Source organism: Thermoplasma sp. (genome assembly GCF_008709555.1).
Taxonomy (GTDB): domain Archaea; phylum Thermoplasmatota; class Thermoplasmata; order Thermoplasmatales; family Thermoplasmataceae; genus Thermoplasma.
In genome coordinates this window covers 1-15,183 of record NZ_VYIJ01000007.1, presented here as the reverse complement: position 1 = coordinate 15,183, position 15,183 = coordinate 1, and the positions used below count along the sequence as shown (strand labels likewise).

16 protein-coding genes and 2 tRNA genes are annotated in these 15,183 nt (G+C 47.8%); 7 read left to right on the top strand and 11 right to left on the bottom strand.

The genetic code is table 11. From position 1 onward, the window contains the following. Positions 1-3: 3 nt before the first annotated feature. The gene (locus tag F6Q11_RS03920) at positions 4-861 is read right to left on the bottom strand and encodes a DMT family transporter (protein ID WP_297026412.1); all 858 of its coding nucleotides are present in this window, start codon (positions 859-861) and stop codon (positions 4-6) included. 94 nt (positions 862-955) lie between these two features. Between F6Q11_RS03920 and F6Q11_RS03915 the strand changes: the two genes are divergently transcribed. Further along, entirely contained in the window at positions 956-2,347 is a 1,392-nt protein-coding gene (locus F6Q11_RS03915; RefSeq protein ID WP_297026410.1) for a DNA-directed DNA polymerase II small subunit, read from the top strand. Here the strand turns inward: F6Q11_RS03915 and F6Q11_RS03910 are convergent. The 3 genes from F6Q11_RS03910 to F6Q11_RS03900 form a co-directional block, all read right to left on the bottom strand. Then, positions 2,342-2,683, bottom strand: coding sequence for a nitrite reductase (locus tag F6Q11_RS03910; protein WP_297026408.1), 342 nt, complete (start codon positions 2,681-2,683; stop codon positions 2,342-2,344). The two genes, F6Q11_RS03915 and F6Q11_RS03910, sit on opposite strands and share 6 nt — an antisense overlap. A 40-nt stretch (positions 2,684-2,723) precedes the next feature. Then, the gene (locus tag F6Q11_RS07595; RefSeq protein ID WP_083808298.1) at positions 2,724-2,831 is read right to left on the bottom strand and encodes a 50S ribosomal protein L41e; all 108 of its coding nucleotides are present in this window, start codon (positions 2,829-2,831) and stop codon (positions 2,724-2,726) included. 159 nt (positions 2,832-2,990) lie between these two features. Further along, positions 2,991-3,170 (bottom strand): hypothetical protein, encoded by a 180-nt coding sequence (locus tag F6Q11_RS03900; RefSeq protein WP_297026406.1) that lies wholly within the window; start codon positions 3,168-3,170, stop codon positions 2,991-2,993. Between the two features lie 146 nt (positions 3,171-3,316). Here F6Q11_RS03900 and F6Q11_RS03895 point away from each other — a divergent pair, with 146 nt between their 5' ends. From F6Q11_RS03895 to F6Q11_RS03875, 5 genes are all read left to right on the top strand, one after another. Further along, complete coding sequence (locus F6Q11_RS03895; RefSeq protein ID WP_367119327.1) at positions 3,317-4,759, top strand: MFS transporter; 1,443 nt, start codon at positions 3,317-3,319, stop codon at positions 4,757-4,759. A 33-nt stretch (positions 4,760-4,792) separates the two neighbouring features. After that, the gene (locus F6Q11_RS03890; RefSeq protein WP_297026402.1) at positions 4,793-5,710 is read left to right on the top strand and encodes an ABC transporter ATP-binding protein; all 918 of its coding nucleotides are present in this window, start codon (positions 4,793-4,795) and stop codon (positions 5,708-5,710) included. After that, positions 5,707-6,471, top strand: a complete 765-nt coding sequence (locus tag F6Q11_RS03885; protein ID WP_297026400.1) for an ABC transporter permease — start codon at positions 5,707-5,709, stop codon at positions 6,469-6,471. The genes F6Q11_RS03890 and F6Q11_RS03885 overlap by 4 nt, the downstream gene beginning before the upstream one ends. 67 nt (positions 6,472-6,538) lie before the next feature. Continuing rightward, positions 6,539-7,156: a phosphoribosyltransferase gene (locus F6Q11_RS03880; RefSeq protein ID WP_297026398.1), complete on the top strand. Its 618-nt coding sequence runs from the start codon at positions 6,539-6,541 to the stop codon at positions 7,154-7,156. 144 nt (positions 7,157-7,300) lie between these two features. Then, positions 7,301-7,440, top strand: a tRNA-Trp gene (locus tag F6Q11_RS03875). Positions 7,441-7,779: 339 nt separating this feature from the next. On the opposite strand, the gene F6Q11_RS03870 is transcribed toward F6Q11_RS03875, so the two are convergent. From F6Q11_RS03870 to F6Q11_RS03855, 4 genes are all read right to left on the bottom strand, one after another. Beyond that, the gene (locus F6Q11_RS03870) at positions 7,780-7,917 is read right to left on the bottom strand and encodes a hypothetical protein (protein ID WP_297026396.1); all 138 of its coding nucleotides are present in this window, start codon (positions 7,915-7,917) and stop codon (positions 7,780-7,782) included. Between the two features lie 130 nt (positions 7,918-8,047). After that, complete coding sequence (locus F6Q11_RS03865) at positions 8,048-9,907, bottom strand: AMP-binding protein (RefSeq protein WP_297026393.1); 1,860 nt, start codon at positions 9,905-9,907, stop codon at positions 8,048-8,050. A gap of 95 nt (positions 9,908-10,002) precedes the next feature. Next, positions 10,003-11,151 (bottom strand): acyl-CoA dehydrogenase family protein, encoded by a 1,149-nt coding sequence (locus F6Q11_RS03860; RefSeq protein WP_297026392.1) that lies wholly within the window; start codon positions 11,149-11,151, stop codon positions 10,003-10,005. Positions 11,152-11,234: 83 nt separating this feature from the next. Then, entirely contained in the window at positions 11,235-11,783 is a 549-nt protein-coding gene (locus F6Q11_RS03855) for a molybdenum cofactor guanylyltransferase (RefSeq protein ID WP_297026390.1), read from the bottom strand. 215 nt (positions 11,784-11,998) lie between these two features. Here F6Q11_RS03855 and F6Q11_RS03850 point away from each other — a divergent pair. Further along, positions 11,999-12,071 (top strand) — tRNA-Val (locus F6Q11_RS03850). Positions 12,072-12,136: 65 nt separating this feature from the next. Here the strand turns inward: F6Q11_RS03850 and F6Q11_RS03845 are convergent. The 3 genes from F6Q11_RS03845 to F6Q11_RS03835 all read right to left on the bottom strand — a co-directional run bounded on the left by F6Q11_RS03845 (position 12,137) and on the right by F6Q11_RS03835 (position 14,811). After that, a complete protein-coding gene (locus tag F6Q11_RS03845; protein ID WP_297026386.1) occupies positions 12,137-13,543 on the bottom strand; it encodes a hypothetical protein in 1,407 nt (468 codons plus the stop codon). Next, entirely contained in the window at positions 13,540-14,250 is a 711-nt protein-coding gene (locus F6Q11_RS03840) for an ABC transporter ATP-binding protein (RefSeq protein ID WP_297026384.1), read from the bottom strand. The genes F6Q11_RS03845 and F6Q11_RS03840 overlap by 4 nt, the downstream gene beginning before the upstream one ends. Before the next feature lie 84 nt (positions 14,251-14,334). Continuing rightward, positions 14,335-14,811 (bottom strand): hypothetical protein, encoded by a 477-nt coding sequence (locus F6Q11_RS03835; protein WP_297026382.1) that lies wholly within the window; start codon positions 14,809-14,811, stop codon positions 14,335-14,337. Positions 14,812-15,183 lie beyond the last annotated feature (372 nt).

Genomic DNA, 15,183 nt, shown 5'->3' with positions numbered 1-15,183 from the left:
AGTCTATTTCAGGCGCCCAGACATATAGATGCCGATGCTCATAACAACGAATCCGGCGATCATTATGCGGGATACCGCCTCGTGCAGCATCAGCACGGAAAGTATCACACTTATCGCCGGAACAAGGAAGAAATATGCGGAGATATCGCTCACCCTGTACTTCCTGTAAAGCGTCAGGAATATGAAGTAGGCCACCGCCGTTCCCAGAGATCCCATGTATATCATTATGAGGTTGAACTGCGGTATCATCAGCTGTCTGTTGATCCCGCCAGTAATGAAGGCGATGATGATCACGACAGGCATGGCATAAAGTAGCTGCAGCGTGTTAAGGCCGGCTGAATCATAGCCGGTCAGGAATTTCCTGTAGAATACCGTGCCCATGGCCCAGCTCAGTGCCGCCAGTATGAGCATTATCAGGTCTACATAATTATAGACGTTGATAGAACGGAAGAATATAATTACGAGACCGGCGAAGCCAAGTGCTATGCCCATGGCCTTCCCCCTCCCGAAGCGGTCGTTCAGAATGGCATATGAGGCGGCCAGAGACATGATGGGATATGAATATATGACGATGGACGTCAGCGAAGCGCTGACTCCGGTCTCTCCAAAGAACCAGAGCGAGAAGAATGCGGTAATGTTGAGGTTCGCAAGCCCGAACACCTTCAGGTGCTCTTCCAGCGTCCTCGGAAACCTTATCTGCCTGAAGAACAGTATTGTTGAGAATACGAGCGCGTAGAGAACCCTCATGAGGAGCACCGAGGATGATACGTCGTATATGTACGCGTATTTTACCATTATATAGTTCAGACCCCAGAAGAAAGCCATGAAGAAGAAGAGAAGCGGTTCTCCATCTTTTTGCATCCCTGCGTGATCTTCTCGAATATAATATTACTTTTTGAACGATCTTCGGAAGATAATCCATTTATGCTTGAAGCGGATCATCGTGAAGTGCAATATGTCCCAGCTTGATCGGACGAGCCTCATACAGTACTTCAACAGCAATGGCGTGCTGATATCACCGGAGGCGCTGGATAAGCTGATAAAATACTCTTCCAGCTCCATGATAGAAGAGATGATAAGGAATTCTGATGGCTACATTGATGAGAAATACGTGGACCGCTATATTTCGAGGCCAAAGATCAGGAACGATTACGAGGTGTATCTTCCGGATGTGCGTTTCAATGCCTCAATTGAGGACTTCAGAAGGATGTTCGTGAGCAAATACGAGAAGATCATCAAGATCATAACCTCGAGTTCGTCGATGCGTGGTTCTGTCAGCATAAAGACGGCAAAGAGGTCCCAAGGCGAGGTAAAGGTCGTCGGCATGGTCTCAGAGGTATCGATGACGAAAAATGGACACAAGCGCATAGTGATCGAGGATCTGGAGGATTCCATAACGGCAATAGTGATGAAGGACCGCGGCCCTATAAACGAGATAATACTGGAAGACGAGGTCATAGGGATAATAGGAAGCGTAAGCCAGTCATCAAAGGATCCGGTCATATTTGTGAATGAGATAATCAGGCCTGACATACCCTATCGCGTTATGGATGAGGAGAAGCACGATCCTGTGTACGTTGCCTCGATATCGGACATACATGTTGGAAGCAAGACATTCAGGAAGAACGAGTTCGAGTCAATGGTTAAATGGCTGGCTTCTTCCGACTCAGACGCATCGAAGGTTAAATACCTGATCCTCAGCGGTGATGTCGTAGACGGTATAGGCGTGTACCCAGATCAGGAAAACGATCTTGAGATACTGAACCCGCTGGAACAGTACGCGAAGCTGGCCGAATACCTCGTTGATGTGCCCGAGGACATAAAGGTTTTCGTGATGCCTGGAAACCATGATACCGTACGCTTGTCAGAACCGCAGCCGGTTTTCCCGCCAAGGATCAGGGATCTGTTCGAGCCAAACGTGGCCTTCCTGCCAAATCCATACAATCTGAAGCTGGAGGGAAAGAATGTCCTCGTATATCATGGCATGTCCCTAAATGACATGATAGAGCTGATACCCGGAGCGAACTACGACAGCATAGGCAAGGCCATAGAGGCCATACTGATAAGGAGGCATCTAAGCCCGAAATATGGCGGTAACACGCCGATGATACCCTCGGCAGTGGATTATCATGTAATAGAGGAGGTTCCGGACATATTCATAACGGGACACATACATTCGCACTACATCGGAAACTACAAGGGTGTGAGGTATGTGAACTCCTCAACATGGCAGTCCCAGACCGAATACCAGAAGATGATGAACTTCAACCCGAAGCCATCGAAGCTCACGATCTTCGATCTCTACTCAAGATCCATTATTGTGAAGGACTTCGACACGACATCATAGCGTCTTCCTTATTACTGCCTCTATCTCGTTCTTGAAGACCTTCATGAAATCCTCGTACATCTCGGATTTTACGCCTTCAGGTGCGCTGACGAGCCCGATCTTCGCGATTATCTTCGTCATGCTTATCATTGCATCATACTGCTTCACGCGGGACTCCATGAACTCCTCCAGAACGGTGGCAAGTTCCTTCTTTATGGTCTCGTCTTCATTCATCTTCTTCTTTATGTATTCTTTTATAAGATCCTTTACTATGTCGCGGACAGCCTCGAGGTATAGGTCCTCGGTGGGCATTGCCTTCATAAAATCCTTAAAATATTTCTCCAGTTCGTCGTCCATGGCAAAACATCATCATATGGGATAAAGAATTTTTGTAGGATCACATTCTGTTGGCTCTTCTCTGTCTCTTGAGCCTTCTGATTCTCTTCTTTCTCCACTTCCATCGCATCTTTCCGCGCTTTTTCCAGTCCCTTGAACTTCTCTTCAACCAAACACCTCTGATCGCTATAGTGTGACGTTGACCTGATTGAACAACCATATATGAAAGTTATTACTCGATGCTGCAGAAAGTGCCGACGATTCATTTCATATATAACATAGGTGAGGATGCGGTCAGGGTCGTTAAAAATATGACCCGGATGGAACTTCAGTCGGCGTTGCCGTGGCAGAAGTAACCAGAAAGGTAGCCGTCGTAAGCCGTTCGTTCGACTGCGTAGACAGCCGGAACCATCGTGTACCTGCTCACCGCTTCTCTAACCATCTCCTCAACGTCCCCCATGGAGGACAGCTTTCTGTACATCTCATCGTCTATCTCTATCTTTGCCATTGATAATCATACTCTTGCATACTATTTATATTTTGCTATAATCGCATTCGGCAATTGACGTATAATTCCATACAATACACAATGTTTCTTATGTAAAATACCGCACATATTAATAATTGGATTGCATCAGGAAAATGAGCATGGCCATTTCGAAGAACGACCTGATACTCATCCCGGTTCTCGCGGGGGTCATGATGGGAGCAATCGACAGCACGATCGTTGTGCTTGCTCTCCCGACAATATCGGATAGCCTGAAAGCGCCCCTTTCGTTGTCCATATGGATAATACTCGCTTATCTTCTCACAGCAGCTGTGACCACAACCCAGTTTGGCCGTCTTGGAGACATGAAGTCCAGGAAGACAATATTCAACAGCGGCATGTTAATATTCACGGCCGGTTCGTTCCTGTGCGGAATATCTCCGAACATCGAGTCGCTGATAGCCTTCCGGTTTATACAGGCCGCAGGCGGTTCCATGATGCAGGCCAACTCCGGTTCGATCATAGCGGATAACTTTCCACCCAACCTTAGGGGCAGAGCCTATGGATACACCTCAGTGGGCTGGAACTCCGGTGCAACCCTTGGTATAGTATTGGGTGGAATAATTACAACGCTGATAGGATGGCGCTACATATTCTACATAAACGTGCCCATAGGGCTTGCCTCGTTCTACTTCGCTATGAAATACATAGGCAAAAGCGAGAGGCGCATGGCACGCCTAGATATACCGGGTGTGGTGACGCTCTCTGCTGCCCTTGTATCAATCTCATACGCTGCGACCGATTTCACTTCACATGGTATAGACAGGTTGAACGAGGGGCTCATGTTAGTTGGTGCAATACTCATCGTTGCATTCGTTTTTCTTGAGAGATCGAACAAGGACGCTCTCCTGCCAGTGAGCATGTTCCAGAACAGGGTATTCAACTTCTCGATAATGGCTTCGTTCCTACAGAGTCTTGGTTACCTTGCAGTGACATTCATAATAATAATGTATCTACAGGGCCTCCGCGGTCTCACGCCTCTTGACAGTTCTCTGCTGCTCGTCCCGGGATACGTCCTTGGAGGTTTCACTGGCCCGATATTTGGACGCTTATCGGACAGGATAGGTGCTAGGTTACCCGCTACTCTCGGCATGCTGATGATGGCGGTTGCCATAGTGCTGTATATGCAGCTGAGCCTGTCGACATCCATATACTACATAATACCGGTATCGATAATATCTGGCCTTGGATCATCCATGTTCTTCCCTGCCAACAACAGTGCTGTTATGGCCAGTTCGCCTGTGAAGACATATGGGGCCGCGTCCGGGCTTCTCAGGACAATGGCGAACATAGGGATGCTCGGATCATTCGTCCTCGCAATAACAATATCTACATTATCGATACCTAGGTACATAGCCTTCGAGGTGTTCGCAGGCGTTGGTCATCTGGTGGGTGGAGTATCAGCATCTTTTCTCACCGGCATACACACGGCGCTGGCCGTCTCGCTGATATTAATACTCATCGGTGCGCTTTTCTCATTCATAAGGGGAAAGGAAGAGCGCAGCAGGGGTTCTATAACAATTCAGAAAGGCAGTGAAAATCCGAAATAACAATGTCTATATATTTTTTCAAATTGTCCAGATGTGCCTGAGAAAGTGATCGAGGTTGAACACCTCCGGCAGACCTATGATGGGAGAACGTTCGTGGTCGATGATGTTTCATTCAATGTTGCAAAGGGGGAGATATACGGCCTTCTTGGAAAGAACGGGGCCGGAAAGACGACGACAATAAGGACGATGACAACGATACTTCCCGTACATTACGGAAAGGTCAGGATTCTGGGCATGGATGTGTCCGAGAATGCTGAGAAGATAAGGAGGCGCATAGGAGTGGTGCTGCAGAACGAGTCATTTGATTTTGCAAGCGTTGAACGTAACCTGAAGGTCTACGGCATGCTCTGGGACGTCCCCAGGGAGGTGCTGAAGGCAAGAATTGAGGAGGTGCTTGAGGTCTTCGATCTCGGTCCGCTGCGCAAGGTGAGGGCCATGGAGCTCTCTGGTGGCCAGAAGAAGCGCCTTCAGGTAGCAAGGGAGTTCATACACGATATGGATCTCCTGTTTCTGGACGAACCTACAGTTGGCCTAGATCCGATAATGCGCCGTTCCGTGTTGAATTATATCAGGGACAAGGCGAGAAGAGGCCTGACTGTACTCTACACGACGCAGATCATGGAGGAGGCCGATTACCTCTGCGACAGGATCGCCATAATGAACAGGGGGAAGATAGTGGCTGAGGGTACAAGCTCCGATCTGAAGGCAAAATACGGTGATCTCAAGACGATACACGTCGTTGTCTCAGGGGACATTGATTACGAGAGTCTCAAATCCAAGTTTCCTGAGGATGTCATCGTGGACAACGAAGAGATACGCATAGTTTCCAAGAACGTGGAAGATATACTCCCGGATCTCATAATATACCTGAAGACAAAGGATATAAGGATAGAGAGAATAAGCGTCGAGGAGAGCAGCCTCGACGACGTTTTCCTGAAGGTGGTATCATGATGCCTCCATCCCTCCGCCTGACGGCAAGGAATCTGATAATAAACACTGATCCTGGTACGCTCCTCTTTCTTATTGGCCTCCCCTCATTCTACCTTATCGTTCTTGGCCTCATGTTCCAGGCACTTATACCAAATGTTGTTTTTGACGGGAGATCAATAAGCTATGCGCAGTTTCTGTCTCCGGGTGTTGTGGCGATGCAGCCCTTCATAGCTGGATCCATAGGTGGGAGCATGCTGTGGTCTGACAGGCGCTGGGGGATGTTCGAGCAGCTGCTGGTGGGTCCGTTCCACAGGATAGATTACCTGCTGGGAATAATATACGTGTCGATGATATTCTCGGTGGGGGGAGCCCTTCTCATGTTCCTTGTATCCTATCTTCTCACCGGGTTCGTTGTTCATTACCTGGTGAACATACTGCTCATAATTGTCGTACTCCTTGTATCATCGATACTCTTCACCTCGCTGTTCCTGGTTCTCTCGGTGTTTATACGCACCATTCAGACATACAACACCGTGACCATGTTCATATTCTTCATTCTGGACTTCGCAAGTTCAGCGTTCTATCCGATCAATGGAAGGACGCCCCTTGGACTGAGGATAGTATCCTACGCGAATCCACTGACATACATAGTGAATTCAGTGAGGGACATGATGTTTGCCCGGCTCACAGGATCCGACCTGGTATATGTTGGCGTTGTTGTGATCCTCTCCGCTTTGTTCTTTGTCTTCGCCGCGCTCTCCTACAGGAAGGCAAAGATCTGAAAATGGAAAGGTTTATCCGCAATTTTTAGCTTGATGTATTATTCAGGTTCTGGATGGAGATGAGGCCATGTTCAGGGACAGGATCGAGGCCGGGCACTTACTTGCAGGCAAGATCCAGAGGCCAGCAGGGAACTGTACCGTTACCGGCATCGCAAGGGGCGGCATCCTTACTGCCAGGCCTATAGCCGATGCGCTGGGTTGCGAACTGACGACAATAGTGGTCAAGAAGATAGGGCATCCTGATGATCCGGAATTCGCCATAGGCGCCATAGCAGAGGGGCAGGAGAGGAAGCCCTATCTGAACACATTTTCATCTGGCATAGACAGAGAAAGCATACAGTACAGTGTCAGCAGGATCATGGACGAGATCGCGGAGATGCGCAGATCTCTTGGTGATAGCAATTCCGTGTTTCGTGGCAGATGGGATGCCGTCATACTTGTCGACGACGGATCAGCCACCGGTACAACAATAGTCGCGGCCGTAAGGAGCATAAGATCATCGATAACCAGGAATATATCCATCGCCGTGCCCGTTCTGAGTGAGGACGCCTTCGATCTGATACGTTCGGAGGGTGTTCCGATAATCTACGCTGAAATGCCCTATGAATTTGAGGCAGTCAGCGAGTTCTATTCGGATTTCAGGGAGGTCAGCGTGGTGGATCTTTATCCAGTGTTGAAACGATGAATGCACTGTGATCATGATCTGTCCCATTAATATGCAGTGCAATAATCTGCGAAATTGATATATACGATACAAACATCACTCTCTGAAACTCCGCGACGTTCCATCATCGCACGATGATCGAACTCTGGTGGATCAGTTGCGGCAGGGGACATGGGGTAATGGCATCCTGACGGGCTCCAGTCAGGAGATGATTAGAAACAGGGTCATCTGATGTGATGATGAGTGACTGGAACTATGATCCAGGAAGAGACCCGTAGATCTGGGTTCAACTCCCAGTGTCCCCACTTTCCATGGTTTGTATTTCTCATATCTATGCGGAATTCAGGAGGTATGATGATCTTGAGGATACCTTTTCCAGTTGATTCATCTTTGATGAAAAATTTCTAAAGGTTACGATATATGGCATTGCTCCGCATACTATTTCCAAATGGGAGCAGCATCTCAGGAATTGATATTCCAATGTTTTCTTGCCGTGTCCTGTTCAAGATAATAGCGCTGGCCTCTATTTTAAATTCCTCAACATCTCCGCCTATCTTTCAGTATGCACCGCTGCAAGTTTCCCCATCTTTACGATACGAAGCCGCGATCACGTGATATAATTCCAAACGGAATGCGCGATATCGCTACACGTTCAGGATCCTCATTATGCTCCACGTTATGAATATGATCTTAAGCCTCATGTAGAAGGGATCACGCACCACGTACCATATCTCATGGGTAAGCCGATAGAATTCGTCGTTACAGTCCTGCAGAAGGCCCATCCAGAAGCCTATAATGCATCTCACAAAGACATTAGGCCACTCGCATGAAACGAGGCAGCACCAATGGAGAATTGAATATGGTGCTGCAACTCTCCATGAACCAGAAAGGCCAGCAGAACTGTAAGAGCTATCATGGCTGCCTGAGGGCCATCTTGCCTATGTCCTCTATCTCGCGTATCACGTCGCTGTCGTCTGTGTTGCTTGTATCGCCGACAGGGAGGCCGCAAAATGCGGATCTTATCACCCTCCTCATGATCTTCCCGTTTCTTGTCTTGGGTATCCTCGATATGCGTATCACATGCGCCGGCCTGAACGGCTTCCCCATCCCCATCTCTATCTCCTTCTCTATCCTGCCATTCAGTCCAGGATCACCTACATAGAACACGGCCAGAACATCCCCCTTGATCCTGTCAGGTATGGAAACAACAGCGCATTCTGTCACGCCATCAACGCGCATTACCAGATCCTCCACCTCGTTTGGCCCGACGCGTTTTCCGGCGATCTTTATCACATCGTCTGATCTTCCATAGAGATAGAAATAGCCATCCTCATCCATCTCGCCGAAGTCGCCATGGAACCACACATTCTCGAACCTTGACCAGTATGTTTCGAGGTATTTTTCAGGGTTTCCCCAGAGTCCACGTGTCATTGACGGGCTCGGGAACCTTGCCACAAGGTAACCGACCTTTCCGTAAACCTCTTTTCCATCCTCATCGAATATGGATGCATTCATCCCAAGGCCTCTATAGAGGCATCTGGGCTTCTGCGGTATGGCTGGATTTGATGCCAGAAAGCATCCAATTATATCTGTGCCACCAGATATATTAGATATGGGAGCCTTGCCACGACCAAGCACGTTGAACAGGTACAGCCATGACTCCTCGTCCCATGGCTCACCTGTGGAACCGAACACCCTGACGGTATCAAATGTACGCCTGGTTCCCCTGAATTTGATCATCCTCACGACCGTGGGCGAGAGGCCAAGCAAGGTTATGCCGTTATCATGCACAATATCGAAGATCCTGTCAGGGTCAGGATAATCTATGGCACCGTCATAGAGGAATATGGTCCCGCGCAGTGTGTTCGTGCCTATCAGAGCCCATGGCCCCATCATCCAGCCAAGATCCGTTATCCAGTGAAGCACGTCGTTTTCCCTGAGATCCATATAATACTTTACCTCCTTTGCTATATTGACGAGAGCACCACCATGTACGTGTATCGTCCCTTTTGGTCTTCCTGTCGTCCCGGAGGTGTAAAGCATTATCGCTGGATCCTCGCTTGAGGTGTGTTCCACGGGCACGCTCTTTCCACCGCTTATTGCGTCTTCGAACCTGTAGAATTTCGTACCTTCGCCATCCATTATGGTCTTCATATCTATCCGATCGGCCACGGCTGACATGTCGATGGTCTTTCCCTTCCTGGTGTAAGATGAGGATGTTATCAGAAGACCAGCACCGGAATCTTCCAGTCTTCCCCTGACAGCATCAAGCCCATAGCCTGAGAACATTGGAACCGCAACGGCACCTATTCGGAGTACAGCATAGAAAGCTATGGCGCTTTTTGCATTAAAGGGCATGTATATGGCGACGCGGTCGCCTTTGCCTACGCCCATATCACGAATGGTAGATGATAGCGCCGATACCCTCCTGTTGAGTTCCGAGTACGATAATTTGGAGATCTCGCCATCCTCGGATTGGTATACTATTGCGGTCTTTCCGGATCCAGAATGGCGTTCAACTGCGTTGTACTCAATGTTGATGCTGCCACCCGTGAACCACTTTGCCCAGGGAATTCCACCAGATAGATCAACAACGCTCTGGTATTCTCTGAAGAATTCTATGCCGATGTCCTCTATAACCTTTGGCCAGAACCATTCCGGATCCCTATCAGCACGGATGTAGAGATCCCTGATGCTCATGCCCAATGATGAAGCAAAACGTCCAAGGTTGGTATATGCTATGGCCTCCTCAGAAGGATTGTAATCGAACATGCATGCACCAATGATTGAATATATATAACAGTTTTTCCATATGCATTTATTCCGAAAACGATAATGAAGTGTATCAGCTTCTCATAACGGTACTTTCATTCTATTTTTCTCCCTTCCTTATACATCCTGACGAGGGATCTGGCGATCACGCGCTTCCTTATCTCTGTCGTTCCGGCCCCTATCTGTCCAAGTATTGCATCCCTCAGCAGCACCTCTATGCCTGTATCCTTTATGTAGCCATAACCTCCGAAAATCTGGATGGCCTCTCTTGCTATGTACTCGGCGGATTCTGATGCATACATGATGGCTGAGGCTGCGTCGATGGGATCCATCATGTCGAACTGTAGCTTCTCCAGTGCTCTGAATGCAAGCATCCTGCTGGCCTCATACCTGACATACATGTACGAAAGCTTCTCCTGTATCAATTCGAAGTCTGCCAGGTGCTGTCCGAATTGCTTCCGCTCTGATGCATAGTTTACCGCTTCGTCTATGGCACGCCTTGCTAGCCCTATGAATATGAAAGAAAGTATCACCCTCTCTGAGTTCAGGCCAGACATTATGATCCTCTTTCCAGATCCCCTTCCTCCGACGATCCTTTCTGGTCCGATCCTCACCCTGTTGAAGAATATCTCTCCAGTCGGGGATCCGCGCATACCCATCTTCTCCAGGGATCTGCCCCTGCTGAAGCCCCCATCGTCTGCAAGGACGATCACTGATGAGTACGAATCGCCATCCCTGCTGTGCACCAGAAACAGGTCCGCGTACGGCGCATTTGTGATGAACATCTTGCTCCCTGAGAGATACAGGCTACCATCGATCTCGTCGATGTGGGTAGACATGGCCAGCGCGTCCGATCCAGATCCTGGTTCAGTTAGGCATAGTGATCCTATGTATTCCCCAGAGGCAAGCTTGGGAACGTAAGTTTCTCTTATAAATTCCGATCCATTCCTGTATACGTTATCCAGGCAAAGGTTGCTGTGTGCACCGTACGATAGCGCCAATGAAGGAGATGAATAGCCAAGCTCATCCTCAATTATTGCCTGCGCGAGATAGCCAGCACCGCTTCCCCCGTATTCCGGTGGTACGGTCACACCAAGATAGCCCATCCTCCCCATCAGCCTGAATTTATCCTCCGGAAAATAATCATCCCTGTCGATCTTGGATCTTATGGGTTCGATCTCCTTCCTGACAAATTCCCGTATGGACGATCTTATCATATCGGATGCGTCCGTATAACCCTGCATTATTATATGTATCATATCTGTGCTATATATAGTTTATTGAAATAATGTCTAAATAATGCATAGACAGATAATTATAGCAAAATTCATGTATCAGTTATCAGGTCTGCATATTTCTCAATGTCCTCCGGATAATTGATGCTTGTGAAGAACTTCTCTTCATCCTCGTTTATTGGAACGCTTTCAATGTCTATCATGTTCAGGAACCCTATCAGACTCTTTCCACCAGATTCTATATAATCATGCATTGCGTCATAAACGCTTTCCGTGTATATACCGAACAGCGGTTCTATGAGCCCATCCGCATGGATCGGAAAGGTAGGTCTTCCATCGTAGGAATCGATGATCCTCTCGATCATCCGGTGCGTTATGAACGGCATGTCTCCAGCCACAGCGAAAAATGTGCCAAACTTGTCAATGGCGCTCAGGACAGAATCAGTTATTATGCCGTCTGTTGAATCCCTGACGACCCTGCACTGCACGCATTCCAGATCCGGATCCTTTGAGTAAAGTATCACCTGGCCATAATCCACGAGCTTTGATGCAACTATGTCGATCATCCTGCGGCCGTTGATCAGCGTGGAATGCTTGCCGGGAAAACGGACGCTCTTCTTGGCAAAGATCACGAAGTCCATGCGGATACATAATTTATGCGAGATAAATACGTTTCCATTAACATAACCCATATACCGGAAACTTTAGGTTCAATCACACGTTGATGAGGATATGCCCATGGACTGAGGATTGAAAAATCAAGAATTCAGGGATAGATGTCAGCCGCTCAGAACGGAATCAGCCTTCGAACAGGAGAAGCGTCATGTTTTTATTTTCCTTGCCATTTCCACAATGCGGGCTCGTGGTCCAGTGGTTACGACGTCGCCCTTACAAGGCGGAGATCACCGGTTCGATCCCGGTCGGGCCCATATCCCATAGTATAATGCTTTTACCAGTATCCAGCTTTCAATCGCCATAAGAGGGCGATAGTGGATCATAGCAGATTGTGTGACAGTATTGAATTTTTCAGGCTGTCCTGTATGTTCGGCAGTGCTATCAGGATCATGGCCACCGCTATGAATGCTATTGATGCATAAAGGTAAAGGCCAGGAATGAAAATCGACAGAACCGCTATTGCGGCCACAGGAGCGATTGTGAGGCCTGCAACAAAGTTCCTCCCCGAATACCGTGATGAAGGAGGAAGCTCCCCGATATCGATTATCTGGTAAGGGTTAACAAACCCAGCGAGGTAGAAGCCAAATATGAGCACAGAGGGAGATAATGCAAGTGTCATGACAGACATCTCGAGAAATATCCTGTCCCTGAAAACAGCGAAAAGAATGAAGTTGACAATGATGAGGGGCAAGAGCGTTATCAGTGTGGAAATCACCTTGGCCAGCGCCATGTGCCTGAAATAGGTGGTGGCCGGCAGTGACATCAGCGCAAGCCAAATTCTCTCCGTCTGTATCCAGTTTATCCCTCTCATCAGTGGGTATATGGCCACCCCGTAGAGGATATAATAGATCTCTATTATGGATCTCTCCGCTTCCGGAATGAATATAAAGGCCACACCGTATAGAACTGCTACGGCCATCGATACCCATACAGCAACACCCATGTTGAGCCTTCCGGCATAGTTCTTTGATACGTTTCCGATCCTGAGTGTCGATGCACCGCCGACCATCTTCAGATTGAACCTGTATATTGCGCCAATGGGGGTGGATCCTGCAAAGCTTATGGATCTCCTTATCGTTGCTGTTCCCGCCGTCAGGGATCGATAATAATAGGCGATCCTGGGAGGCCTAAGCACATTGTATGAAACAAGAGACAGAGACACAGCAGCATCTATCACAGTTCCATAGATGGGATATCCCGCGAAAGCTGAGGTTGGCGAGATGGGAAAACTGAAGAACCCTGGTACCAGGTACCATACCAGGACAATGGCTATTATGAGCAGCCTCCTTCTGATGCTTATGCTTCTCAAAATGGCAGCAAGTGAGACGTTTATGGCCATCACGAACCAGAGATCTATCGCGGCTGGTATGATGAATACAGGGTACTCAAGCATTGGGAGAAAGTAAACGAGGAAGAAGGCATACATGGAGTTTATCACCAGGGCGGCCAGAAAGAAGTTCAGAGATAAGGAACTCGCAGGGATGGGCGATGTGAACAGGAAATCGAAATCAGATTTCTTGAATATGAGTGCAGATCCAACCATAACGATGAGAGATATGAACGAAAGGATGCCTAGGAAAACAGGATACTCAGCCCTTATGGGCCTTGCGTGTGGTGCAGAAATGGCGATGGTGAACACTGCGAGCAGGAGGAATATGATTATCAAGGCGATAAATGAAGAGGAAACCCTTGTCCTGAGGATCAGAGAAAACAAGCTGCGTCTCATGATTCACCCATTATCTTGGAGATGACTCCCTCTACGGTCATGTCCTCTTGCCTGCTCATCTCCTTCAATTCATCGATCTGCCCGGACCAAACCAGACGGCCGTTATTTATGATCAGCGCACTCTTTGTGAATCTTTCCGCAATGGACATTATGTGCGTTGATACGAGAAATGTTGCATTCATGCCCTTGAAGTACTTTATAATCCTTTCCTGCGTTGGTATGTCAAGGTAATTCAGTGGCTCATCAAGCAGCATTATCTTTGGATCATGTATTATCGCAAGCGCTATGGAAAGCTTCTGCCTGTTCCCCCTGGACAGTGTGCTTACCCTGCTGTTCCTGTACTCGTTCAGTTCCATGATGTTCAGCAGGAATTCAACCTTCTGTTCAAGGCCATCTGTTTTCCTCAACGCGCCTATGTATTCCAGGTTCTCCTTTACGCTCAGCGTAAGATACGGGGAGGCATCCTCTGGAAGATAGCCCATTATCCTTTTCGCCTCGATAGAATCCGGATCAAAACCTCCAATCTTTACTTCTCCAGAATCTGGTTTAATCAAGCCTGCAAGGATCTTCAGCGTTGTGCTTTTTCCAGCCCCATTTGGCCCGATCAGCGCCACGCTCTCCTGGCATTCGACGTCAAATGATAATCCATCAAGGGCCTTCTTGCTCCCGAACGATTTCTGTACCTCATGAAATTCGATGCAGCTCATTTTGATGTTCAACATTCTATTATTAATAAATAATATGTAGGATACCAATAAACTTCGGCCAGATCACTGTCTTGTACAGCTGCCTCATTGCCATATGATGGCATGGCCAATCATGCGTTTTGCTAGAATGAGGAATAATCCTGGCAAAATGCCATTGAATACGATCGCGATGATATTCAGGAAAGTGCTGTCCTCGATATACGCGGTGAATAGATAGCCCTCAAGCAGGCGTCTCCTGAGGGCGGCTATTCTGGAGAACGAATATACGCTGAGAACGAACGAAACAAGTATAAATGAAGCTACGGATACCGGAACTGGAGAAATCAGGATCCTCAGATTCGCTGATGAAATGCCGGTAATGAATCCGGCTAAAATTACGATCAGAGACGCGATGGATAATATGACGAAAAACATGGCAAAGATCATAGAAAGTATCTTTGCACCAAGAACCAGATCTGAAAACTTCTTTTTATCAAAATCAGAGATCTCTGCCGCATCGGAATGATAGATCACTTTTCCATTTTCATCGAGTATGATGAGGATCTGCCTTTTCTGATCCATATCAGGAAAGGAGCAGCTTGCCATCCAGTGTCCGCTTGCTGAATTTCTCAGGGTGGAAAGCCTGACGGATCTGCCTGGGACACCGTAGGTTGTGGCAGCCCATTCTTCTATGCCTTTAACAGCTTTTTTTTGTATCTGCCCATTTCATAATCATCGATCACAACAATATATGCCGCTTGATATTTAAGAGCATCTCAGAACCATGAAAATATGGCAGCAGAAAGTAACTAGGATCTTAAGGGAAGTGTTGTGAGTCTGGTGGAAGCTGTAATTCTCAATGGCTTCAGCGATGAGATACACGGGCTTTCCCCAATGGAAAAGATAATAAAGAAGCTCGTTATGAATATATGTACTGCGATAACCAAGCAGTAC

Bases quoted from the DNA above. Each gene is read 5' to 3' on its own strand.
- F6Q11_RS03915 (WP_297026410.1), top strand. From the start codon at position 956: ATGTCCCAGCTTGATCGGACGAGCCTCATACAGTACTTCAACAGCAAT.
- F6Q11_RS03860 (WP_297026392.1), bottom strand. From the start codon at position 11,151: ATGCAGGGTTATACGGACGCATCCGATATGATAAGATCGTCCATACGG.
- F6Q11_RS03835 (WP_297026382.1), bottom strand. From the start codon at position 14,811: ATGGATCAGAAAAGGCAGATCCTCATCATACTCGATGAAAATGGAAAA.
- F6Q11_RS03920 (WP_297026412.1), bottom strand. From the start codon at position 861: ATGCAAAAAGATGGAGAACCGCTTCTCTTCTTCTTCATGGCTTTCTTC.
- F6Q11_RS03845 (WP_297026386.1), bottom strand. From the start codon at position 13,543: ATGAGACGCAGCTTGTTTTCTCTGATCCTCAGGACAAGGGTTTCCTCT.
- F6Q11_RS03885 (WP_297026400.1), top strand. From the start codon at position 5,707: ATGATGCCTCCATCCCTCCGCCTGACGGCAAGGAATCTGATAATAAAC.
- F6Q11_RS03910 (WP_297026408.1), bottom strand. From the start codon at position 2,683: ATGGACGACGAACTGGAGAAATATTTTAAGGATTTTATGAAGGCAATG.
- F6Q11_RS03865 (WP_297026393.1), bottom strand. From the start codon at position 9,907: ATGTTCGATTACAATCCTTCTGAGGAGGCCATAGCATATACCAACCTT.
- F6Q11_RS03880 (WP_297026398.1), top strand. From the start codon at position 6,539: ATGTTCAGGGACAGGATCGAGGCCGGGCACTTACTTGCAGGCAAGATC.
- F6Q11_RS03870 (WP_297026396.1), bottom strand. From the start codon at position 7,917: ATGGGCCTTCTGCAGGACTGTAACGACGAATTCTATCGGCTTACCCAT.
- F6Q11_RS03840 (WP_297026384.1), bottom strand. From the start codon at position 14,250: ATGAGCTGCATCGAATTTCATGAGGTACAGAAATCGTTCGGGAGCAAG.
- F6Q11_RS03900 (WP_297026406.1), bottom strand. From the start codon at position 3,170: ATGGCAAAGATAGAGATAGACGATGAGATGTACAGAAAGCTGTCCTCC.
- F6Q11_RS03855 (WP_297026390.1), bottom strand. From the start codon at position 11,783: ATGGACTTCGTGATCTTTGCCAAGAAGAGCGTCCGTTTTCCCGGCAAG.